This window comes from Streptomyces sp. NPDC093252, from assembly GCF_040683675.1.
Classification (GTDB): domain Bacteria; phylum Actinomycetota; class Actinomycetes; order Streptomycetales; family Streptomycetaceae; genus Streptomyces.
In genome coordinates, this window is record NZ_JBFBEM010000006.1 from 29,353 (window position 1) to 53,737 (window position 24,385).

22 protein-coding genes and 1 riboswitch are annotated in these 24,385 nt (G+C 70.5%); of the genes, 13 read left to right on the forward strand and 9 right to left on the reverse strand.

Going from position 1 to position 24,385, the window contains the following annotated elements:
* Positions 1–109: 109 nt before the first annotated feature.
* Positions 110–1,486 (reverse strand): aminotransferase class V-fold PLP-dependent enzyme, encoded by a 1,377-nt coding sequence (locus tag AB0O01_RS14135; protein WP_365313193.1) that lies wholly within the window; start codon positions 1,484–1,486, stop codon positions 110–112.
* 285 nt (positions 1,487–1,771) lie between these two features.
* Here AB0O01_RS14135 and coxB point away from each other — a divergent pair, with 285 nt between their 5' ends.
* The 4 genes from coxB (at position 1,772) to AB0O01_RS14155 (ending at position 6,415) form a co-directional block, all read left to right on the forward strand.
* Positions 1,772–2,764: a cytochrome c oxidase subunit II gene (gene coxB, locus AB0O01_RS14140; RefSeq protein WP_365313194.1), complete on the forward strand. Its 993-nt coding sequence runs from the start codon at positions 1,772–1,774 to the stop codon at positions 2,762–2,764.
* Positions 2,761–4,506, forward strand: coding sequence for a cytochrome c oxidase subunit I (ctaD, locus tag AB0O01_RS14145; protein WP_365313196.1), 1,746 nt, complete (start codon positions 2,761–2,763; stop codon positions 4,504–4,506). The genes coxB and ctaD overlap by 4 nt, the downstream gene beginning before the upstream one ends.
* On the forward strand, positions 4,503–4,901 hold the full coding sequence (locus AB0O01_RS14150) for a cytochrome c oxidase subunit 4 (RefSeq protein ID WP_365313198.1): 399 nt from the start codon (positions 4,503–4,505) through the stop codon (positions 4,899–4,901). The genes ctaD and AB0O01_RS14150 overlap by 4 nt, the downstream gene beginning before the upstream one ends.
* Positions 4,902–5,050: 149 nt before the next feature.
* Positions 5,051–6,415, forward strand: coding sequence for an Ig-like domain-containing protein (locus tag AB0O01_RS14155; RefSeq protein ID WP_365313200.1), 1,365 nt, complete (start codon positions 5,051–5,053; stop codon positions 6,413–6,415).
* 79 nt (positions 6,416–6,494) lie between these two features.
* Here AB0O01_RS14155 and AB0O01_RS14160 read toward each other — a convergent pair whose 3' ends face one another.
* The gene (locus tag AB0O01_RS14160; protein WP_365313201.1) at positions 6,495–6,896 is read right to left on the reverse strand and encodes a hypothetical protein; all 402 of its coding nucleotides are present in this window, start codon (positions 6,894–6,896) and stop codon (positions 6,495–6,497) included.
* A 287-nt stretch (positions 6,897–7,183) separates the two neighbouring features.
* On the opposite strand from AB0O01_RS14160, the gene AB0O01_RS14165 reads away from it, so the two are divergent.
* The 6 genes from AB0O01_RS14165 to AB0O01_RS14190 all read left to right on the forward strand — a co-directional run bounded on the left by AB0O01_RS14165 (position 7,184) and on the right by AB0O01_RS14190 (position 14,367).
* Complete coding sequence (locus tag AB0O01_RS14165) at positions 7,184–7,804, forward strand: heme-copper oxidase subunit III (RefSeq protein ID WP_365313203.1); 621 nt, start codon at positions 7,184–7,186, stop codon at positions 7,802–7,804.
* 77 nt (positions 7,805–7,881) lie between these two features.
* Positions 7,882–8,694 carry a c-type cytochrome gene (locus AB0O01_RS14170; protein WP_365313204.1) on the forward strand — a complete coding sequence of 271 codons (813 nt, stop codon included), beginning with the start codon at positions 7,882–7,884 and terminating at the stop codon, positions 8,692–8,694.
* Entirely contained in the window at positions 8,691–9,743 is a 1,053-nt protein-coding gene (locus AB0O01_RS14175) for a Rieske 2Fe-2S domain-containing protein (RefSeq protein ID WP_365313206.1), read from the forward strand. Before AB0O01_RS14170 ends, AB0O01_RS14175 begins: the two co-directional genes overlap by 4 nt.
* Positions 9,740–11,389 (forward strand): cytochrome bc complex cytochrome b subunit, encoded by a 1,650-nt coding sequence (locus tag AB0O01_RS14180; protein WP_365313208.1) that lies wholly within the window; start codon positions 9,740–9,742, stop codon positions 11,387–11,389. The genes AB0O01_RS14175 and AB0O01_RS14180 overlap by 4 nt, the downstream gene beginning before the upstream one ends.
* A gap of 246 nt (positions 11,390–11,635) precedes the next feature.
* Positions 11,636–12,700 carry an anthranilate phosphoribosyltransferase gene (gene trpD / locus AB0O01_RS14185; RefSeq protein ID WP_365313210.1) on the forward strand — a complete coding sequence of 355 codons (1,065 nt, stop codon included), beginning with the start codon at positions 11,636–11,638 and terminating at the stop codon, positions 12,698–12,700.
* 147 nt (positions 12,701–12,847) lie between these two features.
* Positions 12,848–12,964, forward strand: a riboswitch (SAM riboswitch).
* A 44-nt stretch (positions 12,965–13,008) separates the two neighbouring features.
* Positions 13,009–14,367: an aminotransferase class V-fold PLP-dependent enzyme gene (locus AB0O01_RS14190; protein ID WP_365313212.1), complete on the forward strand. Its 1,359-nt coding sequence runs from the start codon at positions 13,009–13,011 to the stop codon at positions 14,365–14,367.
* On the opposite strand, the gene AB0O01_RS14195 is transcribed toward AB0O01_RS14190, so the two are convergent.
* The 7 genes from AB0O01_RS14195 to AB0O01_RS14225 all read right to left on the reverse strand — a co-directional run bounded on the left by AB0O01_RS14195 (position 14,322) and on the right by AB0O01_RS14225 (position 20,906).
* Positions 14,322–15,515 (reverse strand): glycerate kinase, encoded by a 1,194-nt coding sequence (locus AB0O01_RS14195; RefSeq protein ID WP_365313213.1) that lies wholly within the window; start codon positions 15,513–15,515, stop codon positions 14,322–14,324. The genes AB0O01_RS14190 and AB0O01_RS14195 overlap by 46 nt on opposite strands.
* Positions 15,516–15,707: 192 nt before the next feature.
* Positions 15,708–17,120: an SLC13 family permease gene (locus AB0O01_RS14200; protein ID WP_365313214.1), complete on the reverse strand. Its 1,413-nt coding sequence runs from the start codon at positions 17,118–17,120 to the stop codon at positions 15,708–15,710.
* A gap of 101 nt (positions 17,121–17,221) precedes the next feature.
* Complete coding sequence (locus AB0O01_RS14205) at positions 17,222–17,884, reverse strand: response regulator transcription factor (protein WP_355736455.1); 663 nt, start codon at positions 17,882–17,884, stop codon at positions 17,222–17,224.
* Positions 17,885–17,921: 37 nt separating this feature from the next.
* Positions 17,922–19,424, reverse strand: coding sequence for a HAMP domain-containing sensor histidine kinase (locus AB0O01_RS14210; RefSeq protein WP_365313215.1), 1,503 nt, complete (start codon positions 19,422–19,424; stop codon positions 17,922–17,924).
* Positions 19,345–19,716: a small secreted hydrophilic protein gene (locus AB0O01_RS14215; RefSeq protein WP_365313216.1), complete on the reverse strand. Its 372-nt coding sequence runs from the start codon at positions 19,714–19,716 to the stop codon at positions 19,345–19,347. The genes AB0O01_RS14210 and AB0O01_RS14215 overlap by 80 nt, the downstream gene beginning before the upstream one ends.
* Before the next feature lie 168 nt (positions 19,717–19,884).
* Complete coding sequence (locus AB0O01_RS14220; RefSeq protein WP_355736461.1) at positions 19,885–20,166, reverse strand: Lrp/AsnC ligand binding domain-containing protein; 282 nt, start codon at positions 20,164–20,166, stop codon at positions 19,885–19,887.
* Positions 20,163–20,906, reverse strand: a complete 744-nt coding sequence (locus tag AB0O01_RS14225; protein WP_365313218.1) for a rhomboid family intramembrane serine protease — start codon at positions 20,904–20,906, stop codon at positions 20,163–20,165. Before AB0O01_RS14225 ends, AB0O01_RS14220 begins: the two co-directional genes overlap by 4 nt.
* 254 nt (positions 20,907–21,160) lie before the next feature.
* Here AB0O01_RS14225 and AB0O01_RS14230 point away from each other — a divergent pair, with 254 nt between their 5' ends.
* The 3 genes from AB0O01_RS14230 (at position 21,161) to AB0O01_RS14240 (ending at position 24,153) form a co-directional block, all read left to right on the forward strand.
* Positions 21,161–21,400 carry a hypothetical protein gene (locus tag AB0O01_RS14230; protein ID WP_365313219.1) on the forward strand — a complete coding sequence of 80 codons (240 nt, stop codon included), beginning with the start codon at positions 21,161–21,163 and terminating at the stop codon, positions 21,398–21,400.
* A gap of 62 nt (positions 21,401–21,462) precedes the next feature.
* Positions 21,463–22,812: an NYN domain-containing protein gene (locus AB0O01_RS14235; RefSeq protein ID WP_365313221.1), complete on the forward strand. Its 1,350-nt coding sequence runs from the start codon at positions 21,463–21,465 to the stop codon at positions 22,810–22,812.
* 306 nt (positions 22,813–23,118) lie between these two features.
* Positions 23,119–24,153 carry an NlpC/P60 family protein gene (locus AB0O01_RS14240; RefSeq protein ID WP_365313223.1) on the forward strand — a complete coding sequence of 345 codons (1,035 nt, stop codon included), beginning with the start codon at positions 23,119–23,121 and terminating at the stop codon, positions 24,151–24,153.
* Positions 24,154–24,385 lie beyond the last annotated feature (232 nt).

The window sequence follows — 24,385 nt, forward strand, 5'->3', positions numbered from 1 at the left end:
AGGCGGACCGGTTCGGGTCGCCGGGTCCGACCGAGCCGGGTCGCCGGGACCGACCGAGCCGACCCACCGGCACCGACCGGTTCGGGTCACCGGCACCGACCGACTCCGGTCACCGGATCCGGCGGACGAGGTACACCGTTCCCCTCTCCGCCGGTTCCTCCCCCGCGTACTCCTGACCCCGCATCGCGCACCACGCCGGAATGTCCAGGCGGGCGGCCTCGTCGTCCGCCAGGACCCGGACCGTCCCGCCCACCGGGACCCGCTCGATCACCTTGGCCAGCTCGATGACCGGCAGCGGGCACAGCTTGCCCAGCGCGTCCACCACCAGCGCGCCACCCGCCCCGGCCACCGCGGGCTCGGGAGCCCCGAGCCGCGCCCGCACCCCCGCCACCGCCCCCGGCAGCACCGCGAGGAACCGCTCCACCTCCCCCTCCTCTGCCCCCGGCGGCAGCGACACCCGCACATTGCCCTCGCTCAGTACCCCCATCGCCCGCAGCACATGGCTGGGCGTCAGCGTGCTGCTGGTGCAGGACGAGCCGGACGACACCGAGAACCCCGCCCGGTCCAGCTCGTGCAGCAGCGCCTCCCCATCGACATAGAGACAGGAGAAGGTGACGATCCCCGGCAGCCGCCGCTCCGGATCGCCGACCACCTCCACATCCGGCACCTCCCGCGCCACCCGCGCCCGGATCCGCTCCGTCAGCTCCCGCAGCCGTACCGCCTCCCCGGCCGCCACCGCCCGCACCGCCCGCAGCGAGGCCGCCGCCGCGACGATCGCCGGAAGGTTCTCGAACCCGGGCGCCCGCCCGGACTCCCGCTCGTCGGACGGGCCTTGCGGCGCGAACCGCACCCCCTTGCGCACCACCAGCACCCCCACCCCGGGCGGCCCGCCCCACTTGTGCGCACTGGCCGTCAGCAGCGACCAGTCCCCCTCCACCCGCCCCCACCCCAGCGACTGCGCGGCGTCCACCAGCAGCGGCACCCCCGCCGCCCGGCACGCCGCCGCCACCTCGGCCACCGGCTGCACCGTCCCCACCTCGTGGTTGGCCGACTGGAGACAGGCCAGCGCGGTATCCGCGCCCAGCGCCGCCGCGTACTCCCCGGCCGCCACCGCCCCCGTACGGTCCACCCCGACCCGGACGGCCGTACCGCCCGCCGCCTCGTGCGCCTCGGCCGAATGGAGTACGGACGAATGCTCGACCGCCGACACGATCAGGTGACGGCCAACTCGCCCCCGCCCGGCCAGCGCACCCGCGATCCCGGTGTGCACCGCGCGCGTCCCCGACGAGGTGAACACCACCTCGTCCGCCCGGCACCCCACCGCCTCCGCGACCGTCTCCCGCGAAGCGTCCAGCAGCATCCGGGCCCGCCGCCCCTCCCTGTACAACCGCGAAGCATCGGCCCACCCGTCATCAAGAGCGGCAACCAACGCCTCCCGCGCAACAGAATGAAGAGGACTGCCGGAAGCAGCGTCGAAGTAGGTCATGGGCCCACGCTAAATCGCCGGGTCACACCCACGCCGCCAAGGGGCGCGGGGCTGTATCGATTGCGGCTCCGCCGCGGGGCGCGACCAGCCCCCACCGCGCGGCACCCGGCCAAACCAGCGAACCCCGATGACAAGGGCCCCCCTCCCCGCGAACCGTCGGAGACGGTCGGCTAGGGTTTGGTCCGCATAAACATCCAAACCCCTGCCCGACGCAGGGCGGCGACCGACCAGCGAGAAGGCAGGCCGCAGCCAACCGCGCGGGCGAGACTCTCGGGAAGGCGCTACGTGAGTCCCAACGGCTCCGACCTCCCCCACGGCCTGAAGGGCGTGGGCGGTACCCCCAAGCCGCGGCGCCCCGTGCGGCGCGCGCTGCTCCAGGCACTGACCGCGGGCCTGGTCCTGGCGACCGCCACCGGTTGCACATGGGAGGACTTCCCCCGCCTCGGTATGCCCACCCCGACCACGGAAGAGGCTCCGAGGATCCTCTCCCTGTGGCAGGGCTCGTGGGCCGCCGCGCTCGCCGTCGGCGTGCTGGTGTGGGGCCTCATCATCTGGAGCGCGATCTTCCACCGGCGCAGCCGCACCAAGATCGAGGTCCCTCCGCAGACCCGGTACAACGTGCCGATCGAGGCCCTCTACACGGTCGTGCCGATCATCATCGTGTCGGTCCTCTTCTACTTCACGGCCCGCGACGAATCCAAGCTGCTGAGCCTGGAGAAGGAGCCCGACGTCACGGTCAACGTGGTGGGCTTCCAGTGGAGCTGGTGTTTCAACTACATCGAGAACGTCGAGGGTTCCAGCGGCGACGCCAAGACGGCGAAGGAACTCGACGCGATCCCCACCCGCTACAAGGAGGCATTCCCCGACAACGCCGGGGGCGTCTACTCCTGTGGCACGCCGGGTGAGCGCAACCCGCAGACCAACAACCCGGGCCCGACCCTGTGGCTGCCCGAGGGCAAGACGGTCCGCTTCGTGCTGACCTCCCGGGACGTCATCCACTCCTTCTGGGTGGTGCCGTTCCTGATGAAGCAGGACGTCATCCCCGGGCACACCAACGCCTTCCAGGTGACCCCCAACCAGGAGGGGACCTTCCTGGGCAAGTGCGCCGAGCTGTGCGGCGTCGACCACTCCCGGATGCTGTTCAACGTGAAGGTCGTCTCCGAAGAGCGCTACGAGCAGCACCTCAGGGAGCTGGCCGAGCAGGGGCAGACCGGTTACGTGCCGGCCGGCATCGAGCAGACCCAGGCCGAGAAGGACCGGGAGACGAACCAGCTGTGAGCATCATCAACGAACCCCAGGGCGGGGCGGCGCCAGCGCCCGCCTCGCACTACGCGGACGAATTGCCGGTGCGCCGCAAACAACCGGGCAACGTCGTGGTGAAGTGGCTGACGACCACCGACCACAAGACCATCGGCACGCTCTACCTGGTCACCTCGTTCGCGTTCTTCTGCATCGGCGGCGTGATGGCGCTCTTCATGCGCGCCGAGCTGGCCCGGCCGGGCCTTCAGATCATGTCGAACGAGCAGTTCAACCAGGCGTTCACGATGCACGGCACGATCATGCTGCTGATGTTCGCGACGCCGCTGTTCGCCGGTTTCGCCAACTGGATCATGCCGCTCCAGATCGGCGCCCCGGATGTGGCGTTCCCCCGGCTGAACATGTTCGCCTACTGGCTCTACCTCTTCGGTTCGCTGATCGCGGTGGGCGGCTTCCTCACCCCGAACGGCGCCGCGAGCTTCGGCTGGTTCGCCTACTCCCCGCTCTCCGACGCCGTGCGCTCGCCCGGTATCGGCTCCGACATGTGGATCATGGGCCTGGCCTTCTCCGGCTTCGGCACCATCCTCGGCTCGGTCAACTTCATCACCACCATCATCTGCATGCGCGCCCCCGGCATGACGATGTTCCGGATGCCGATCTTCACCTGGAACGTGCTGCTGACCGGTGTGCTGGTCCTGCTCGCCTTCCCGGTGCTGGCCGCCGCCCTCTTCGCCCTGGAGGCGGACCGCAAGTTCGGCGCCCATATCTTCGACTCGGCCAATGGCGGAGCCTTGCTATGGCAACACCTCTTCTGGTTCTTCGGCCATCCAGAGGTCTATATCATCGCGCTCCCCTTCTTCGGCATCATCAGTGAGGTCATCCCGGTCTTCGCCCGCAAGCCGATGTTCGGCTACCAGGGCCTGATCGCCGCGACCATCGCCATCGCCGGTCTGTCCGTGACCGTGTGGGCCCACCACATGTATGTCACCGGCGGTGTGCTGCTGCCGTTCTTCTCCTTCATGACCTTCCTCATCGCGGTACCGACCGGTGTGAAGTTCTTCAACTGGATCGGCACGATGTGGAAGGGGTCACTGTCCTTCGAGACACCGATGCTCTGGGCCACCGGCTTCCTGATCACCTTCACCTTCGGTGGTCTGACCGGCGTCATCCTGGCCTCGCCCCCGATGGACTTCCACGTCTCCGACTCGTACTTCGTGGTGGCCCACTTCCACTACGTCGTCTTCGGCACCGTCGTCTTCGCCATGTTCTCCGGCTTCCACTTCTGGTGGCCCAAGTGGACCGGCAAGATGCTGGACGAACGGCTCGGCAAGATCACCTTCTGGACCCTGTTCGTCGGCTTCCACGGCACCTTCCTGGTCCAGCACTGGCTGGGCGCCGAGGGCATGCCGCGCCGGTACGCCGACTATCTGGCGGCCGACGGCTTCACCGCCCTGAACATGATCTCGACCATCAGCTCGTTCATCCTCGGCGCGTCGATCCTGCCGTTCTTCTACAACGTCTGGAAGACCGCCAAGTACGGCAAGAAGGTCGAGGTCGACGACCCCTGGGGCTACGGCCGCTCGCTGGAGTGGGCGACCACCTGCCCGCCGCCGCGGCACAACTTCCTCACCCTGCCGCGGATCCGCAGCGAATCCCCGGCGTTCGACCTGCACCACCCGGAGATCGCCGCGCTCGACCAGCTCGGCCACGGCGGTCACGAGCCCGGCGCCATCGCGGGCGGCGGCAAGGAGGCCGGCAAGTGAAGATCCAGGGCAAGATGTTCATGTGGCTGAGCGTCTTCGTCCTCGCCATGGCGATCGTCTATGGCGTGTGGTCGAAGGAGCCGGTCGGTACCACGGCGCTCTTCCTGGCCTTCGGCATGTGCATCATGATCGGCTTCTACCTGGGCTTCACCGCCCGGCGGGTCGACGCGGGTGCCCAGGACAACGAAGAGGCCGATGTCGCGGACGACGCCGGTGAGCTGGGCTTCTTCTCCCCGCACAGTTGGCAGCCGCTCGCCCTCGGCGTCGGTGGCGCGCTCGCCTTCCTCGGTATCGCGGTCGGCTGGTGGCTGCTGTACTTCTCCCTCCCGATCATCCTGATCGGCCTCTGGGGCTGGGTCTTCGAGTACTACCGCGGCGAGAACCAGACGCAGTAGCGCCACCCCGCCCCACCCGGCCGTTCCCCGGCCGGTACCGAGCCCGGACACTCCGTCAGGAGCGTCCGGGCTCGCGCGTTTGCCGCACTCCGTCCCCCGCACGGCTCACTGAACGCGCCGGACCGGCCGAGGCTTCCTAGCGTGAAGCCATGAGCACCTCTCCGCGCACCCGTACCGTCGTCGGCTGCACGCTGCTGGTGATGGCCCTCGGCGTGACCGTCACCGCCTGCGGCAGCGACGGCAACCCGCTCGCGGCCACGCCGTACGACGCTGCGGATCACGTCTCCTTCCAGGGCGCCACCACCGACGCCACCGCCGAGCCCGCCAAGGGCACGGCCGAATCCCCCGGCGCCCAGCCGGCCGGGCAGAAACAGAAGCCCGGCGAGAAGGCCAAGCCGGGCGAGAAACCCAAGCCGCAGCTCGCCGACCCCGCCAAACCCCTGGACGTCACCGCCGACGGCGGCAGCCGGATCACCGACGTCACCGCGGTGGACGGCGCCGGGCGCTATCTCGCGGGCGAACTCTCCGCCGACGGCCGCCGCTGGCACAGCACCTCCCCGCTGGCCGCCGACGCCCGCTACACGGTCCGGGTGAGCACCGAGAACGAGGACGGCAAGCCCGGCCGCCGCACCCACACCTTCGACACCGGCAAACCCCGCAGCCAGAAGCGCCTGGACGTCATCTTCGGCCCGGACTCCGGCGACTACGGCGTCGGCCAGCCCATCGTCGCCGAGCTGAGCGAGCCGGTCGCCGACCGGGCCCAGCGCCGGATCGTCGAGCGCGGTCTGAAGATCACCGCCAAGCCCGGGGTGGAGGGCGCCTGGCACTGGGTGAACGACCAGGAGCTGCACTTCCGGGCCAAGGAGTTCTGGCCCTCCAACGCCACCATCAACGTGCGCAGCAACCTCAACGGCATCAAGATCAACGACCGGCTGTGGGGCGGCAAGGCCGACCCGCTGAAGCTCACCACCCGGGACAAGCTGGTCGCCGTCGCCGACGCGGGCGCGCACTGGATGACCGTCTACCGCAACGACGAGGAGATCATGTCGATGCCGGTCACCACCGGCAAACCGGGCTTCGAGACCCGCAACGGCGTCAAGGTGGTGCTGGGCCAGGAGTACTTCGTCCGGATGCGCGGCTCCAGCGTCGGCATCTCCGCCAGCTCCTCCGAGGGCTACAACCTGCCGGTCTACTGGGCCACCCGGGTGACCTGGAGCGGCGAGTACGTGCACGCCGCGCCCTGGTCCATCAGCGACCACGGGGTCCGCAACGTCAGCCACGGCTGCGTCGGGATGAGCACCGGCAACGCCGCCTGGTTCTTCGAGAACTTCGGTGAGGGCGATGTCGTCGAGGTCGTCAACTCGTGGGGCGACTCGATGGAGCCGTTCGGCAACGGCTTCGGCGACTGGAACCTCGACTGGAAGGACTGGCGCACCGGCAGCGCCCTCCTGGGCGGCACCCCCGACGGCCCCAAGCCGGAGGACGCCCTGCGTTTGAGGCCGGAACAGGTGTAGGGGCTTTCAGGGGCGCGGGGAACTGCGCGACCAGCCACAGCTTCCCCGCACCCGCCCGATCAGGCGACGGCCCCGCCCCCTACGCGCTCTGCAACTTCCGATCCCGCAAAAGCGACGCCAACGCCGACGCGAACTCGACCGGCTCCACCGGCAGCGTCACCGCCGCGTCCGCCCGTGACCACGTCGCCAGCCAGGCGTCCTGGGGCCGCCCCATCAGCAGCAGCACCGGCGGGGCCTCGAAGATCTCGTCCTTGAGCTGCCGGCACAGCCCCATGCCCCCCATGGGCACGGCCTCGCCGTCCAGCACGGCCACATCGATCCCGCCCTTGTCCAGCTCCTCCAGTACCGCCGCGGGCGTCGCGCACTCCAGGAACCGCACCGGCGGCACATCCGGCGCCGGCCGCCGCCCCGCGGCGAGCCGCACCTGCGCGCGGGTGGTGGAGTCGTCGCTGTAGACCAGCACGGTGGCGGTCGGCTGCATGCTTCCTCCGTGACTTCGGCGTGACCACGGGCAGCGGTGCCCGATGCCGCGGATGCTACTCCTTCCCCCACCCTGTCAACACCTGTGGGAACACCCCTTTGATCACCGGCCCGATCACCGGTCGAACCCTCGCCGAACCCACGCCCGATCCCCCGCCCGAATCCCCGCCCGAATCCCCCTTCGAACCCCCGGTGGGGCCCCCGCGATCGGCCATCCGGGCAGTACACACGCTGCGAACACTCCGAACGGCACCCCCCGGAGTGAGGGCGGGATAAGCGACCGACATAATGTCGGTCGTGGCGACAGCAACGACAGTAGAAACCGGGCACGCGCACCCGTCGGTCAATCGGCCGAACCTCACCAGCGTCGGAACCATCATCTGGTTGAGTTCCGAGCTGATGTTCTTCGCGGCCCTCTTCGCGATGTACTTCACCCTGCGATCGGTGACCGGCGCCGAGTTCTGGACCGAGAAGGCTGACACCCTCAACTTCCCGTTCTCGGCCGCCAACACCACCATCCTGGTGCTCTCCTCCCTCACCTGCCAGCTCGGCGTGTTCGCCGCTGAGCGCGGTGATGTGAAGAAGCTCCGGATGTGGTTCATCGTCACCTTCATCATGGGTGCCGTCTTCATCGGTGGTCAGGTCACCGAGTACACCGAGCTGGTCAAGCACTACGGCCTCTCGCTCTCGTCCGACGCCTACGGCTCGGTCTTCTACCTGACCACCGGCTTCCACGGACTGCATGTGCTGGGCGGCCTGATCGCCTTCCTGCTGGTCCTGGCCCGCACCTACGCGGCTCGGAGGTTCACCCATGAGCAGGCGACCGCGGCCATCGTCGTGTCCTACTACTGGCACTTCGTCGATGTCGTCTGGATCGGCCTCTTCGCCACGATCTACATGATCAAGTAGCCGGGCCCGTGCCCGGCGCACGCACCCGCATTCCAGAAGCAGCATCGACGCAGAAGATCCTGACACCGGGGTAATCCGTGAAAAAGCTCTCCGCACGACGACGCCATCCGCTGGCGGCAGTCGTCGTCCTACTCCTCGCGCTGGCGGCCACTGGGGGGCTGTACGCCACATTCGCGCCCGCGGACAAGGCGCAGGCCGATACAACCGCCCAGTCCCTCGCCATCGAAGAGGGCAAGAAGCTCTACGCCGTCGGCTGCGCAAGCTGCCACGGCACCGGCGGTCAGGGCACCTCCGACGGTCCCAGCCTGGTCGGCGTGGGGGCCGCGGCCGTCGACTTCCAGGTCGCCACCGGCCGGATGCCGGCCGCCACCTCGCAGGGCGCCCAGGTACCGAAGAAGAAGAACATCTACTCGCAGGCCGAGATCGACCAGCTCGCCGCGTACATCGCCTCCTTCGGCGCCGGCCCCGAGATCCCGACCGAGGAGCAGTACGGGCCCCAGGGCGCGGACATCGCCGAGGGCGGGGAGCTGTTCCGCAACAACTGCGCGCAGTGCCACAACTTCACCGGCAAGGGCGGCGCCCTGACCAAGGGCAAGTACGCGCCGCCGCTGGACGGGGTCGACCCCAAGCACATCTACGAGGCCATGCAGACCGGCCCGCAGAACATGCCGTCGTTCCCCGACACCACACTGACGGAGCAGAACAAGAAGGACATCATCGCCTACCTCGACGCGGTCAACAGCTCCGACACCGAGAACCCGGGCGGCATGTCGCTGGGCGGGCTCGGACCGGTCGTCGAGGGCCTCTTCGCGTGGATCTTCGGCCTCGGCGTGCTGATCGCGGTCGCCGTCTGGGTCGCCGCTCGGACCGCAAAGGCCAAGAAGTCATGAGTAGCCAAGACATTCCAGAAGAGAACCTGCCGGCCGAGGCCGAGCACCACGTGCCCGCCGTGGCGGACGAGAAGAACCCGTTCGCCGACCCGGGCCTGCCCCCCCACGAGCTGCGCGTCCAGGACATCGACGAGCGGGCCGCCAAGCGCTCCGAGCGCACGGTCGCCTTTCTCTTCACCCTGTCGATGCTGGCCACCGCCGGCTTCATCGCCTCCTATGTGGCGATCCCGAAGGAAAAGTCGATCTTCGTCTTTCCGATCGGGCACATCAACGCGCTGAACTTCGCCCTCGGGCTCACCCTCGGCGGCGCGCTGTTCCTGATCGGCGCGGGCGCGGTCCACTGGGCCCGCACCCTGATGTCGGACCACGAGATCGCCGACGAGCGGCACCCGATCGCGGCGGAGCCCGAGGTCAAGGCCAAGGTCCTGGCCGACTTCCGGCAGGGCGCCGAGGAATCCGCGCTCGGCCGCCGCAAGCTCATCCGCACCACCATGTTCGGCGCCCTGGCCCTGTTCCCGCTCTCCGGTGTGGTCCTGCTGCGCGACCTCGGTCCGCTGCCCGAGGACAAGCTGCGCCACACCCTGTGGAAGGCGGGCAAGCTCCTCGTCAACATGAACACGAACGAGCCGCTGCGTCCCTCGGACGTGGCCGTCGGCTCGCTCACGTTCTGCAAGCCCGAGGGCCTGGAGGAGCACGACCACGGCTTCCAGAACGAGATCGCCAAGGCCGCCCTGATGATCGTCCGCATCCAGCCGGACGACATCAAGGACGCCCGCGAGCTGGAGTGGTCGCACGACGGGATCGTGGCGTACTCCAAGATCTGCACCCACGTCGGCTGCCCGATCTCGCTGTACGAGCAGCAGACGCACCACGTGCTGTGCCCCTGCCACCAGTCCACCTTCGACCTCTCCGACGGTGCCCGGGTGATCTTCGGCCCCGCCGGTCACGCCCTGCCGCAGTTGCGCATCGGCGTGAACGACGAGGGCTACCTTGAGGCGCTCGGCGACTTCGAAGAGCCCGTCGGTCCTGCATTCTGGGAGCGCGGATGAGCACTACGAGTTCCACGACGACCAACGAGAACGAGGCCAGGCGGGGCAAGGCCCCCGCGGGCGAGCGCGTCGCCGACTGGGCGGACGGCCGGCTGGGGATCTACTCCCTCGCCAAGGCCAATATGCGCAAGATCTTCCCCGACCACTGGTCGTTCATGCTGGGTGAGATCTGCCTCTACAGCTTCATCATCATCATCCTGACCGGTGTCTATCTGACGCTGTTCTTCCAGCCGTCGATGGCCGAGGTCGAGTACCACGGCTCCTACGTGCCGCTCCAGGGACAGCTCATGTCCCAGGCGTTCGAGTCGACCATGCACATCTCCTTCGATGTGCGCGGCGGTCTGCTCATCCGCCAGATCCACCACTGGGCCGCGCTGATCTTCCTGGCCGGCATGTTCGTGCACATGATGCGCGTCTTCTTCACCGGCGCGTTCCGCAAGCCGCGTGAGATCAACTGGCTGTTCGGGTTCCTGCTCTTCGTCCTCGGCATGTTCACCGGTTTCACCGGCTACTCGCTCCCGGACGACCTGCTCTCCGGCACCGGTGTGCGCTTCACCCAGGGCGCGATCCTGGCGACGCCGATCGTCGGCACGTACATCTCGTTCTTCCTGTTCGGCGGGGAGTTCCCGGGGACCGACTTCGTCGCCCGGTTCTACTCGATCCACATCCTGCTGCTGCCGGGCATCATGCTCGGACTGGTCGTGGCCCACCTGATCCTGGTCATCTACCACAAGCACACGCAGTTCGCGGGTCCCGGAAAGACCAACAAGAACGTCGTCGGCATGCCGCTGATGCCGGTCTACATGGCCAAGGCCGGAGGCTTCTTCTTCCTGGTCTTCGGTGTCATCGCGGCCATCGCGGCCATCGCGCAGATCAACCCGATCTGGGTGCTCGGCCCCTACCGGCCCGACATGGTGTCCACGGGCGCCCAGCCCGACTGGTACATGGGCTTCGCCGAGGGTCTGATCCGGTTCTTCCCCGGCTGGGAAGTGAACTTCTGGGGCCACACCCTGGTCCTCGGGGTGTTCATCCCGCTGGTGCTGTTCGGTGTGGTCCTGATGGCCATCGCGGTCTATCCGTTCATCGAGTCCTGGATCACCGGGGACAAGCGCGAGCACCACATCCTGGACCGCCCGCGCAACGCCCCGACGCGGACCGCGTTCGGTGTCGCCTGGATCACGATGTACATGATCACGCTGGTCGGCGGTGGCAACGACCTGTGGGCCACCCACTTCCATCTGTCGATCAACGCGGTCACCTGGTTCGTCCGGATCGGGTTCTTCGCCGGGCCGGTCATCGCGTTCATCCTCACCAAGCGGATCTGCCTCGGCCTCCAGCGCCGGGACCGGGAGAAGGTGCTGCACGGCCGGGAGACCGGCACGATCAAGCGCCTGCCGCACGGTGAGTTCATCGAGGTCCACGAGCCGCTCAGCCAGGAGCAGCTCCACACCCTCACCGCACACGAGCAGTACGAGCCGGCCCAGGTCGGCGCGGCGACCGACGAGAACGGCGTCGCCCGCAAGGTGAAGGCCCCGGACAAGCTCCGCGCCAAGCTCAGCAAGGCGTACTACGGGGAGGACTCCCAGATCACCAAGCCGACGGTCGAGGAGTACAAGGAGATCACGAGCGGCCACGGCCACCACTGATCGCCTCCGGCGTTCCTCAGGGGTGCCGGTAGTACCAGCACCCTCAGCAGTACCAGCGTTGCCACAGCCGAGGGCCCCGTTCCGGACACCGGAGCGGGGCCCTCGGTGTTGTCCGCTGCGGCTGTCCGGTGCCGGGTCCGTTGGGTGGACGGGGGACGAGGGGACGGCCCCGGCTGGATAGGCTGGACCCGTATCGAACAGACCCGTCCCCGCCCGTCTGGCGCGGACCACACCCAGGAGCGGCTCATGAGCGCTGTGCACCCCGCTGGAGGCGACACCGCGGCGGCCCGCTCCTGGCCCGACGTCCTGAACGGGCTGCTCTACGGCCGCGACCAGAGCGCCGAGGACACCGCCTGGGCCATGGACCGCATCATGCGCGGCGAGGCCACCGACGCCCAGATCGCCGGGTTCGCGGTCGCCCTGCGGGCCAAGGGCGAGACCGTCGAGGAGATCAACGGCCTGGTCCGGACGATGTACGCGCACGCCAATGTGATCGAGGTGCCCGGCCGCACGGTCGACATCGTCGGCACCGGCGGCGACGGCGCCAAGACCGTCAACATCTCCACGATGGCCTCCATCGTCGTCGCCGGGACCGGCGCCACGGTCGTCAAGCACGGCAACCGGGCCGCGTCCTCCGCGTCCGGCGCCTCCGACGTACTGGAGAAGCTCGGCGTCAATCTGGAGCTGACCCCGGCCCGGGTCGCCGAGGTCGCTCAGGAGGCCGGGATCACCTTCTGCTTCGCCATCAAGTTCCACCCCGCCCTGCGGTACGCCGGCGCGGCCCGCGGGCAGCTCGGGATCCGGACGGTGTTCAACATCCTCGGCCCGCTCACCAACCCGGCGAAGGTGCGGGCGCAGGCCGTCGGGGTCGCCGATCCCCGGATGGCGCCGGTGGTCGCCGGGGTCTTCGCCGAGCGGGGGAACTCCTCGCTGGTGTTCCGGGGGGACGACGGGCTCGACGAGCTGACCGTCACCTCGACGTCCCGGGTGTGGGTGGTGCGGGACGGGAAGGTGACGGAGGAGACCTTCGATCCCCGGGATGTGGGGATCGAGCTGGTGCCGGTGGAGGCGCTGCGGGGCGGGGATCCGTCGTTCAACGCGGGGGTGGCGCTGCGCTTGCTGGAGGGGGAGCGGGGGGCTGTGCGGGATGCGGTGGTGCTGAACGCTGCGGCTGCGCTGGTGGCTCTTGAGCCGACGGGTGCGCCGCTGGTGGAGCAGGTTCGGGTGGGGATGGAGAAGGCGGGGGCGGCGATCGATTCCGGGGCGGCGAGGGCTGTGCTGGAGCGGTGGGTCGCTGCCAGTAATTCGTAGTGCTTCGGGTGCGGGTGAGTGGAGGGCTGGTCGCGCAGTTCCTCCCCCAGAGGGGGTACCCCCAGCGCCCCTAAAAGCCTTGTGACTCCCCCCGGTTCGAAAGGGGGAGTTGCGCTTTCTTTCTGTCGTCGCGTAAGTTTTCGAGTAGGTCATGAGTGACAGCCATCAGGCCCCGGCCGGCTGTCCGGCAACCCTCCGTCCGTGGCGGGGTGCCCCGGGTGAAGACCAGGCCGTGGGCAGTGAGGTCCATGGCAAGCGCGGACCCCTCGCGTCACCAGGGGTCCTGGTCGTCGAGGAGTCGTGGGCCCATGTCCGTCACCACCACCGCCACCGTGTGCGAGCCGCTTCCCGTTCTCGGGCGGGATGTCACCGTGCCCCTCGTCACCGGTGGTGAGGTGACCTACGCCGCGCTCGACTACGCCGCCAGTGCGCCCGCGCTCCAGCGGGTGTGGGACGACGTCGCCGCCTACGCGCCCTACTACGGCAGCGTGCACCGGGGCGCCGGGTATCTGTCGCAGCTCTCGACGGATCTGTTCGAGAACGCCCGCGCCACCGTCGCCCGGTTCCTCGGGTGCCGGGAGGGCGACCAGGTGGTGTTCACCCGGTCCACCACCGACTCGCTCAATCTGCTCGCCGCCGCCCTGCCCGACGGCTGCCAGGTCTTCGTCTTCGAGACCGAGCACCACGCCTCCCTGCTGCCCTGGAAGGACGCCCGCGTCACCTACCTCGACGCCCCGCGCACCCCGGCCCAGGCCGTCGAGACCCTGGAGCGCGCCCTCGCCGCCCGGGACCCCCACGGCCCCGCCCTGGTCTGTGTCACCGGCGCCTCCAATGTCACCGGCGAGCTGTGGCCGGTGCGGGAGCTGACCGCCGCCGCCCACGCGCACGGCGCCCGGATCGTCCTCGACGCGGCCCAGCTCGCCCCGCACCACCCCGTCTCCCTCGCCGACCTGGACGTCGACTGGGTCGCCTTCTCCGGCCACAAGCTGTACGCCCCCTTCGGCTCCGGCGTCCTCGCCGGGCGCGCCGACTGGCTGACCGCCGCCGAGCCCTACCTCGCCGGGGGCGGCGCCAGCCGCAAGGTCACCCGGCGCGAGGACGGGGGAGTGGACGTCGAGTGGCACGACAGCGCCGCCCGCCACGAGGCCGGGTCGCCCAACGTCATCGGCGCCTACTCCATCGCCTCCGCCTGCACCGCCCTCACCGAGGCCGGGTTCGACACCCTCGTCGCCCGCGAGCAGCACCTCATCGACACCGTACGGGCCGGGCTCGCCGGGATCCCCGAGGTGCGGGTGCTGTCGCTGTTCGGGGACGACGCGCCCCGCGTCGGCGTCATCTCCTTCGTCGTCGACGGCTGGAACAGCTCCCACTTCGCCGCCGCGCTCTCCGCCGAGTACGGCATCGGCGTCCGCGACGGCCTGTTCTGCGCCCACCCGCTGGTCCGCACCCTGCTCGGCAGCGACCCGCAGTCGCAGGGCGAGTGCGGTGCCCCGGAGGCCGCGCCCGGCGAGAAGTCCCTCAACGCCATCCGGGTCAGCTTCGGCGCCGGCACCCCGGACGAGCACATCGACCGCTTTGTCCGGGCCGTGCGCGAACTCGTCGCCGACGGCGCCCGCTGGAACTACCGCACGGTCGACGGCCGCTGCGTCCCCGACACCTCCGCCTGAACCGGCAGCCGCGCCCCCAGCACCACCATCCGCAGCGCCCGCTCGGTGGCGTCGGTGAGCAGCTCGCCCGCCCGCACCAGCGCCTCCGCCAGCGCCATCGGGGCGGGCAGGATGCCGTGGCAGGCGTCCACCCCCGGGACATCACCGGCACCCTTGCCGAGGGTCCCGGCCAGCGCCAGCACCGGACGCCCGTAGAGCTTGGCGCGGCGGGCCACCTCGCCCGGTACCTTGCCGCGCCGGGTCTGCTCGTCCAGCGCGCCCTCGGCGGTCAGTACGAGGTCGGCGCGGGCGAGGCGGGCGTCCAGGTCGAGATGGTCCAGCAGCACCTCGAAGCGCGGCAGCAGCCGGGCCCCCAGCGCCGCCAGCCCCGCCCCCAGCCCGCCCGAGGCGCCGGTTCCCGCCCCGTACCGCAGATCGACCGTGCCCGGCCCGAGGTCGCGGCGCAGCAGATACGCCCAGCGCTCCAGCCCCTCCGACAGCCGCTCCACCTGGGCCGGGGTGGCCCCCTTCTGCGGCCCGAACACCCGGGCCACGCCCCGCTCCCCGCACAGCACGTTGTACGGGTTGCAGGCGACCAGGATCTCGGTGCGGCCGAGCCGGGGATCGAGCCCGCGCCCGTCGATCCGGTGCAGCCGCACCAACTCCCCGCCACCCGGGCCCAGTTCGAACCCGTCGGCGTCCAGCAGCCGCGCCCCCAGCGCTTGGAGCGCGCCCGCGCCCCCGTCCGAGGTCCCCGAGTCCCCGCAGCCGACGACGATCCGCTCGACGCCGGTGTCCAGCGCGGCCCGGATCAGCTCGCCCACCCCGTGGGTGGTCGTCGCCCCCGGGTCCCGCAGCCCGGCCGGCACCAGCGACAGCCCGGCGACGGCCGCCATCTCCACGACGGCGGTCCGCCCGGAGTCCAGCAGCGCGAAATGGGTGCCGACGCGCTCCCCGAGCGGTCCGGTGGCCGACAGCGCGACCAGCCGCCCGCCCCCGGCCGAGGCCAGCGCGCGGGCGGTCCCCTCCCCACCGTCCACCAGCGGAATCAGATCCACCTCGGCCTCCGGCAACACCCGCCGCACCCCGGCGGCAATGGCCTCGGCAGCGGCCTGAGCGGACAGCGACTCCTTGAACCCACTGGGGGCGACAGCAATACGGGAGAGCATCAGAGGGCTCCTCATAGAGAGAGGGAAGGGGGAACGCCCGTCCTTTGAGGGAGGCGGTCCCTGGTCGACAGGGGGATGGGTAGCGCCCATTTCTTGGGGCGCGGGGCTGTGTCTCCTGTGCGGCTCCGCCGCGTGGGTGCGACCCGCCACAACGAACCCGCAGCCGCGCACAGCAGGTCCACGAACGGAGTGCTATCGCAACGGCACCCCCATCACCGGCCACACCACCACCGCGAACACCAGCACCAGCACCGCCGTCAACGGCGCCAGAAACGCCGACATCCGCAGCAGATCCCGGGGTGTGTACGTGGCAACGCCGGGTACTTCCGCGAACAACGCCACCGGCTTCGCCGACGCCGGGAGCGTGTGGCAGAACCCCGCCGCGGCCGTCGACGCCAGCGCAGCCGCCACCGGATTCACCCCCACCCCCACCGCAGCCGCCACCACCAGCGGCACCAGCACCGACGACCGCGCCGACCGCGACTGGAGCACCAGATGCGCCGCCGTGCTGATCGCGATCACCCCCGCGAGGAACACCTCGGGCCCCACCCCCGTCGGCAGCCCCGACACCAACCACTTCGCCGCGCCCGAGTCGGACAGCGCGACCCCCATCGCCATGGTCGCCGCCATGAACAGCAGCAACGACCACGGCACGGTCTTCAGGGCGTCCTTGAGCTTCACCGTGCCGATCGCCGGTGAGGCGGCCACCACCGCGCCGATCAGCGCGACCAGCGCGGGCGGCACCTGGTGCAGCGGCTCGCTGCACCACAGCAGCACCACCGTCGCCAGCAGCAGCGCGCAGCGCGACTCGGCGGCGGACCAGGGCCCGGTGACGGGCTCCTCGGTGTGCTGCTGGATGTCCGCCGCGCTGATCTCCACCGGCAGTTTCCGGTCCGCCCGCCGGGTCGTCGTCAGCAGCACGACCTCCGCCGCGAGGTGCGAGGAGACCACGGCCAACGGCAGCCCGATCAGCAGCCACTCGGTGAACCCGACCCGCTCCCCGGTCGACTCCCACAGCACCGACACGGTGATCAGATGGGCGCCCGCGCCGATCAGCGTGGCCACCGCCGACAGCAGGATGACCGTCGGGAACAGCAGCGCCAGCATCACCACCAGCCGCCGGTGCTCGGACAGCGCCTTGGCCAGCGCCAGGAACACCGGCAGGGCGAGCGCCGCCCGCCCGGAGGTGGCCGGGACGGCGAACGCGGTGACGACCAGCGCGGCGGTGGTCAGATGGGTGAGCTGCCGTACGCTGCGCGCCCCGCCGACCAGAAAGGCCGCCGCCCGCCCGGCCAGCCCGGTCCGGGTGACCGCCGCCGCGAGGACGAACGCGCAGATCAGCAGCCAGACGGTGGAGTCACCGAGGGTGCCGAAGAAGGTGTCGCTGCTGATGACCCCGGTCACGGTCAGCGCCAGTCCGGCGCCGAGCGCGATATAGGTGTCGTCGATCGGGGTGGCGATCCAGGCGCAGGTCGCCAGGGCGAAGACGGCGAGCGTGAGCCGGGCGGTGCCGGACAGGCCGGGGAAGGTGCCGGGGACCGCCAGCACGGCGCACAGCGACAGCGCCAGGCACAGGCCCACGGTCAGTCGGAGGTTCAGGGTCACGCCATCGAGCGTTCACGGGGGCGGTGAGCCTGTGATGAGCCGTCGATGAAAGAGACTTCATGCTGGCTGGTGAGGGGCGCCCGGCGCCCGCTTCCCGGGGGTCACACCGGCAACCGGTACCCCATGCCCCGTACCGTCTCCACCCGTTCGGCGCCCAGCTTCTTGCGCAGGGCGCGGACATAGACGTCCACGATGTTCGACCCGGGGTCGAAGTCGTAGCCCCAGACGTGGGAGAGGATCTGTTCGCGGGAGAGGACCTGGCCGGGGTGGCGCAGGAACAGTTCCAGCAGCACGAACTCACGGGCCGTCAGATCGACCGTGCGCTCCCCGGAGCGGGCCCGGCGGGTGCGCAGGTCCAGGGTGAGCGAGCCGGACTTCAGCACCGTCACCTCCGGCGCCCTGGCCGCCGTCCGCAGCCGCAGCCGGACCCGGGCGAGGAGTTCCTCGAAGCGGAACGGCTTGGTCATCCAGTCGTCGGCGCCGCCCTCCAGACCGGCCACGGTGTCCCGGACCGAGTCGCGGGCGGTGAGCACGATGACGGGGGTGGTGACCCGCGCCTCGCGCAGTTCGCGCAGCACGGTGAAGCCGTCGCGGCCGGGCAGCCCGATGTCCAGGACGACGAGGTCGAAGCCGCCGGTGAGGGCGTACTCGTAGCCCGCCTCCCCGTCGCCGACGACGGTGGTGGTGAAGCCGTTGGCACGCAGGCCCTTCTCGACGAAGGAGGCGATGCGTTCCTCGTCCTCCACGATGAGGATGCGGTTCATACGGGGGACTTCCCTCGGGGCGTCACGGGGCCGGATGTCATGGACGGGTCTCCTCCAGGGTGAGGACGAAGGTGGCGCCGCCGCCGTCCGTCTCGTGCAGCCCGACCCGGCCGCCGTGCGCCTCCGCTATGGCCCGCACGATGGACAGGCCGAGCCCGGCGCCGGAGCCCCGGGTGCCGCGCCGGGCGGTGCCGCGCCGGAAGCGTTCGAAGATGACGTCGGCGTCCTGCGGGCGCACCCCGGTGCCCGAGTCGGCGACGTACAGCTCGACGCGGGCCCCGTCGGTGCGGGAGCCGATGCTGATGCGCTTGCCGGGGCCGGTGTGCTGCACCGCGTTCTGGGCGAGCTGGACCATGGCCTGGGTGATGCGCTGCGGATCGAGGCGGACCTCGGCGTCGGCGACCTCGGCGAGCTGCCAGTCGCGTTCGCCGAGGGCGCGTGCCTTGACGTAGACGTCGGCGGTGAGTTCGGCGAGCTGGACCGGCTCGGGGGTGACGAAGTCGGGGCGTTCGGCCTTGGCGAGCAGCAGCAAGTCCTCGACGATCCGGCTCATCCGGTCGAGTTCGTCGGTGACCAGCCGGACGGTCTCCTCGCGTTCGGCGGGATCGTCGCCCATGACCTCCAGATGGCCGCGCACGATGGTGATCGGGGTGCGCAGTTCGTGCCCGGCGTCGTCCACGAACTCGCGCTGGGCGGCGAAGGCCCGCTCCAGGCGGTCCAGCATGTCGTTGAAGGTCTCGGCGAGGGCGGCGATGTCGTCCCGGCCGTGGACCGGTATCCGCCGGGTGAGGTCCTGCTCGGTGAGCTGGGCGGCGGCGGCCCGTACCAGCCGCACGGGCTGGAGTATGCGTCCGGCGACGACCCACCCTATGCCGGTGGTCATCAGCAGGGCGACGCCGGAGATGGCCAGCAGGATGCGGAAGACCTCGTCGGCGCGCTCGTACTCGCGCTGCGGGTGGAAGGCGACGACGAAGGCGGCCTCCGGTTCACCGCCGTAGGGGGCGATCTCCACCTTGGCCCAGCGGATCTTGCCCGCCGGGCGCTCCACGGTGCCGGTGGTGCGGTCGGAGCCGAAGATCTCCCGGCGGGCGGCGGCGTCCTGGTGCAGCGGCAGCGCGGCCGGGATCTCCCGCTGCTGGATGATCTTCGCCGGGTCCGGGCCGCGGCTCGCGACCAGCCCGATCAGCTCCTCGTCGGCGTCGGCGTGCTGGCGCTCCAGGAACACCCGCAGCAGCCGGGTCGGGTCGGTGAACGGCCGCCCGCCGGCCGGGTCGACACCCCGCTCCTCGAACTGGGTGAACTCCACCGCCTCCTGGGCCAGCAGATCCGCGATCCGCTGATCGGTGTCGCGCAGCAGGATGGTCCGCACGGTGGTGGCGACCGAGCCGAAGGCCACGGTCATCACCAGCAGCAGCCACAGCAGGATGCGGACCCGGGCGGAGATCCGCGCGCGGCCCCGCTCAGCCGTCGTCGCCCCCGGCGCCGTCGTCGTCCGCGTCGTCGTCCCCGCTGCCGGCCGGTCCGCCTCGGTCGTCGTCATTGTTTCCGCCGGTGGTGCTGGAGTTGCCGGGTGGGGTGGGGGTGGGGGTCGGGGTGCTGGGTGCGGTGGGGGTGCCGGGTGCGTCGGTGGCGGGGGGTGGGGAGACCACCTCGTCGCTGGGGGTGGGGGCGGGGACGGCGGGGTTGGCCGTGGGGGAGCCGCTGTCCAGTTCCACCTTGGCGGGCACCTCGGGGGACTCCGGCCGGTCGGTGAGGGCGAAGCTGGTCGCGGCGATCCCGAGGGGGATCACCACGACGGCGGCGAGGGCCGCGATGCGGTGGGAGAAGACCATGTTCTTGATGTTCGGCGCCGGGGGGCGGGGTGGGGATGAAGTTTGGGTGAGGGTTTCTTCATCTGGGAGGGGTGATGGACCGCGCCCAAGGGGGGTGCGTCGGAGGGTTGTGCGGCGGGTGCGGGCGCGTCGTGGCTGGTCGCGCAGTTCCCCGCGCCCCTAAAAAACCTAAGAATCCAGGCCGATGGCGAAAGCGGCCTCCAGGTCGTGCTGGGAGTAGGTGCGGAAGGCGACATGCGTGTCCGTGCCCTCCACGCCCGGGATCTTGCTGATGCGGCCCGGGATCACCTCGGCGAGGTCCTCGTGCTCCTTGACCCGGACCATGGCGATCAGATCGTACGTCCCGGTGACGGAGAAAACCTCGCTGACACTGTCCAGCGCGGCGATCTCCTCGGCGATCTCGGGGATCCGGTCCACGCTGGTCTTGATCAGGACGATCGCGGTGATCACGGCTGGTTCTCTCCCTCGGGGGCCGGAGCTGGGGCGGCCCTCACTTTAGCCGTCCGTCCGAAGCGGGCCCACGCGTAGCCGAAGCCCAGGGCGAAGCCGATCAGATGGGCCAGATAGGCCACCCCGGGCCCCTGCTCGGCCCGCCCCGCCGCGATCCACTGGAGCGTCACCCAGAACGGCAGCACCACCCATGCCGGGAAGCGCAGCGGCAGAAAGAACAGGAACGGCAGCAGACTGGTCACCCGCGCCCTGGGGAAGGCACACAGAAAGGCGCCTAGGACCGCGGAGATCGCCCCGGAGGCGCCGACCAGCGACTGATCGGAGTCCGCGTGCGCGGCGGCGTAGCCCAGCAGGGCGAGATAGCCGCAGCCGAGATAGAAGAGGGTGAACTCGACGCGGCCCATCCGCTCCTCGGTCAGCACCCCGAAGACGTAGAGGAAGAGCATGTTGCCGAGCAGATGGACCCAGCTCCCGTGGATGAAGAGCGCGGTCGCCGGGGTCAGCGCGGCCCGGGGTTCACCCTCGAACAATTGTGCGGGTACGACGCCCCAGTGCCGGAAGTAGGCGCGCTGCGCGGCCAGCAGGGCGTCCCCGGTGCCGTAGGACGGATTGAACCCGGAGGCCGGGCCGATCAGGAAGATCAGACAGCAGACCGCGATCAGGGTGTACGTCACCGGGCCCGCCGGCCGGCGCAGTGCCGCCACCGCCCGGCCCGCCGTCCCGCTCCAGTTGCCGATCATGGCTACAGAGCATGACGTACCGGGACGCAACCACGCAGACCGCCTCGCCGCCGTCCCGGGATGGGCGCCGCCCGCCCCCCAGGCCGTAGGGTTACCCCCCGACACGCTCCGGAGTGCCCGGCGTGTCGCGGACACTGGAGGGGGCGCTCGGCGCTCTCGGGCGCACCCGTGCCCCTCCCGGCGCACGCGGGGCTCAAGGAACGCACGGGCCCCGACGAAGACGTAGGACGACGAAAAGGAAGCGGACGCCCACGATGACGGTTCCCCTGCCCACCGCCACCTCGCGGTGGCGCTGCACGCTCTGCGGCAATCTGACCCGCTTCGATGTGACGCGCTCGTCGAAGGTCGTCGAGTACGTCCACCTGGACCTGGCCGGGGAGCCGAAGGTCGAGGAGCGCGAGGTGCTCGATGAGACCATCGAGTCGGTGCGCTGCCGCTGGTGCAACGCGGTGGACCAGGTGGAACTGGTGGACAGGCCGGGCGCCGACTCCTGACGGAGCCGGGGCCCCCGACCGCCGATCCCGGGCCGGGATCGGCACAGGTATTGGGGTGACGGATGGTGGAGACCACAGGCGGGGGGCCGGGCGACGGCGCCGCTGAGGTGCTCGACCGTCCACTGCCCGACGGGGTGCGCCGCCGGGTCGTGCAGATCGTGTCCGACGGCTTCGGCGGGCTCACCGTCGCCGAGCTGCCCGCACAGCTTCGGCAGTACGCCCGCTTCGCCCCCAACCGGCGGGCCAAGTTCGCCGGGAACGCGATGGCCGCCGCCCTGGAGACCGACGCGCTGTTCCGGCAGCGCATCGGCGAGAAGCTGCGCGAGACCCAGCCGGAACTGACCGGCGCGCTGGACTCCGGCGCCCCGCCGCCCGCCGCCGATCCCCTGGATGTGGCGGCGGCGGCCTATGTGCTGCGGCCCGCGGGCTGGGTGAAGCTGGTCACCGCGGCCGGCGAGGAGGCCCAGCGCGCGGACGCCGAGCGGGCCGGTGAGGAGAGCCGCGCCGAACTGGAGCGGCTGCGCGCCGAGCTGGCCGCCGCCCAGGAGCAGATCCGTGCCGAGACCGAGCGGCTGCGCACCGATCTGGACAGCGCCCGCAAGGAAGCGGAATCGCTTCACCGCAAGCTGCGCGCCGCCGTCAGCGACGTCCGGCGCGGTGAGGCGGCGCTGCGCAAGGTGCAGGGCGAGCTGGAGGCGGTGCGCGCCGAGGGGCAGGCCCAGGTGTCCGCCGCGGAGAGCGAGTCCCGGCGCCTCAAGTCCCGGCTCGGTGAGTCCGAGGCCGCCCTGGAGGCCACCCGGCGGGCCGCCCGCGAGGGCCGCAGCGTCGAGGACATGCGGGTACGGCTGCTGCTGGACACGGTGCTGGACGCCGCCCAGGGCCTGCGCCGCGAACTCGCCCTGCCCCCGGTGTCGGTACGACCCGCGGAGACCGTGGACGCGGTCGAGCCGGGCCGGATGACCCCCAAGGACATCGCCGCGCGCGCCCTGTCGGAGCACGATCCGGCCATCCTCGACCAGTTGCTCGCGCTGCCCCAGGCGCATCTGGTGGTCGACGGCTACAACGTCACCAAGACCGGCTATCCGCAGATGCCGCTGGAGAAGCAGCGGCTGCGCCTGCTCGGCCAGCTCGCCCAGCTCGCCGCCCAGTCCGGCGCCGAGGTGACCTGTGTCTTCGACGGGGCGGAACTGGCCGCGCCGGTGCTGCTGGCGCCGCCGCGCGGGGTGCGGGTGCTGTTCTCGAAACCGGGGGTCACCGCGGACGAGCTGATCCGGCAACTGGTGCGCGCCGAGCCGCCGGGCCGCCCGGTGATCGTGGTCTCGACCGACCGCGAGGTGGCCGACGGGGTGGCGCGGGCCGGGGCCCGGCCGGTCGCGTCCGTGGTTCTTCTGAAGCGGTTCGCCCGGGGCTGACCCCTTGCCGGTGATCCGCCCCATGATCGGCGGGACACCCCAAGCGCAACCTTCGAGCCGATTGACCGAATTGACGTGATATTCCCGCGACATACGGTCAATCGGGCATCACGCGATGTGAGTTGTGTGTAAATAATGGCCGGTGGGGCGAGATTTTTCAGCTCAGGATTTGAACTGATCACAACCGGGTCACTAGGGTCTGGGCTCGAACCTCCACTCGGTTGATCACTCAGCAGGGGTGACGGTGGAGGGGCACCGCCCACCGGCGTGTCGGTAGGCGGCTGGAGGAAGAAGGAGATCGCCCCCGTGGCGTCCCACCGTCGACCCAAGCAGCCGAGCCGCGCACGTGTGACCGTGCTGACCACCGCAGCCGCCGCCGCTGTCGCCATCAGCACCCAGGCCGCCCAGGCCGCGCCGAGCGAGAAGCCGACCAAGGACGAGGTCAAGGCGAAGGTCGACAAGCTCTACGAAGAGGCCGAGGCCGCCACCGAGAAGTACAACGGCGCCAAGGAGAAGCAGGAGAAGCTCCAGAAGGAGATCTCCACCATCCAGGACAATGTCGCCAAGGGCCAGGAAGAGGTCAACGAGCTGCGCGAGGGCCTCGGTTCGATGGCCAGCGCCCAGTACCGCGCCGGCGGCATCGACCCGTCCGTCCAGCTCTTCCTCTCCGCCGACCCGGACGACTACCTGGACAAGGCCTCCACCCTCGACCAGCTCAGCAGCCAGCAGGTCGACGCCCTGGGCAAGATCCAGGACAAGCAGCGCGAACTCGCCCAGGACCGCGCCGAGGCGACCGAGAAGCTCAAGGACCTCGCCACCACCCGCGAGGAGCTGGGCAACAAGAAGGACGAGGTCAAGGCCAAGCTCGCCGAGGCCCAGAAGCTCCTCAACTCGCTGACCGCCGCCGAGAAGGCCGCCCTCCAGGAGGAGGAGCAGCGCGCCAGCCGCGACTCCACCGAGCGCGTCTCCCTGGGCAACGCCCCGGCGGGCTCCAGCCGCACCATGCAGGCGTACGCCGCCGCCCAGAGCGTCATCGGCAGCCCCTACGTCTACGGCGCCTCCGGCCCCTCCTCCTTCGACTGCTCGGGACTGACCTCCTGGGCCTACGCCCAGGCCGGCATGCAGATCCCCCGCACCTCCCAGGCCCAGGCCAACGCCGGAACCCGCATCTACAGCCAGTCCGACCTCAAGGTCGGCGACCTGGTCATCTTCTACGGCGATCTGCACCACGTCGGCTTCTACGCGGGCAACGGCCAGATCCTGCACTCCCCGCGCACCGGCGCCGTCGTGCGCTACGAGTCGATCAACAACATGCCCTTCCAGTTCGGCGTGCGGATCTGACCCGCGTCGACCCGCGACACGGCCTGCCCCCCGAACGGGGGAATCCACGTGCCTGAAGTGACCCCACGCCCCGCCGGTGACCTGCGTCAGCGGCGGGGCGTCACTGTGTGTACCCACGGAGGTCTTTGGCCGACACCCCGTCACACGGCTACTGTCTGCCGCGCTTGAGTCGTCCACGGAGTCCACTGAGCCCAGCGCCTCCAGTGGGCCGAGTGCGTCCAGCGCGTCCAGT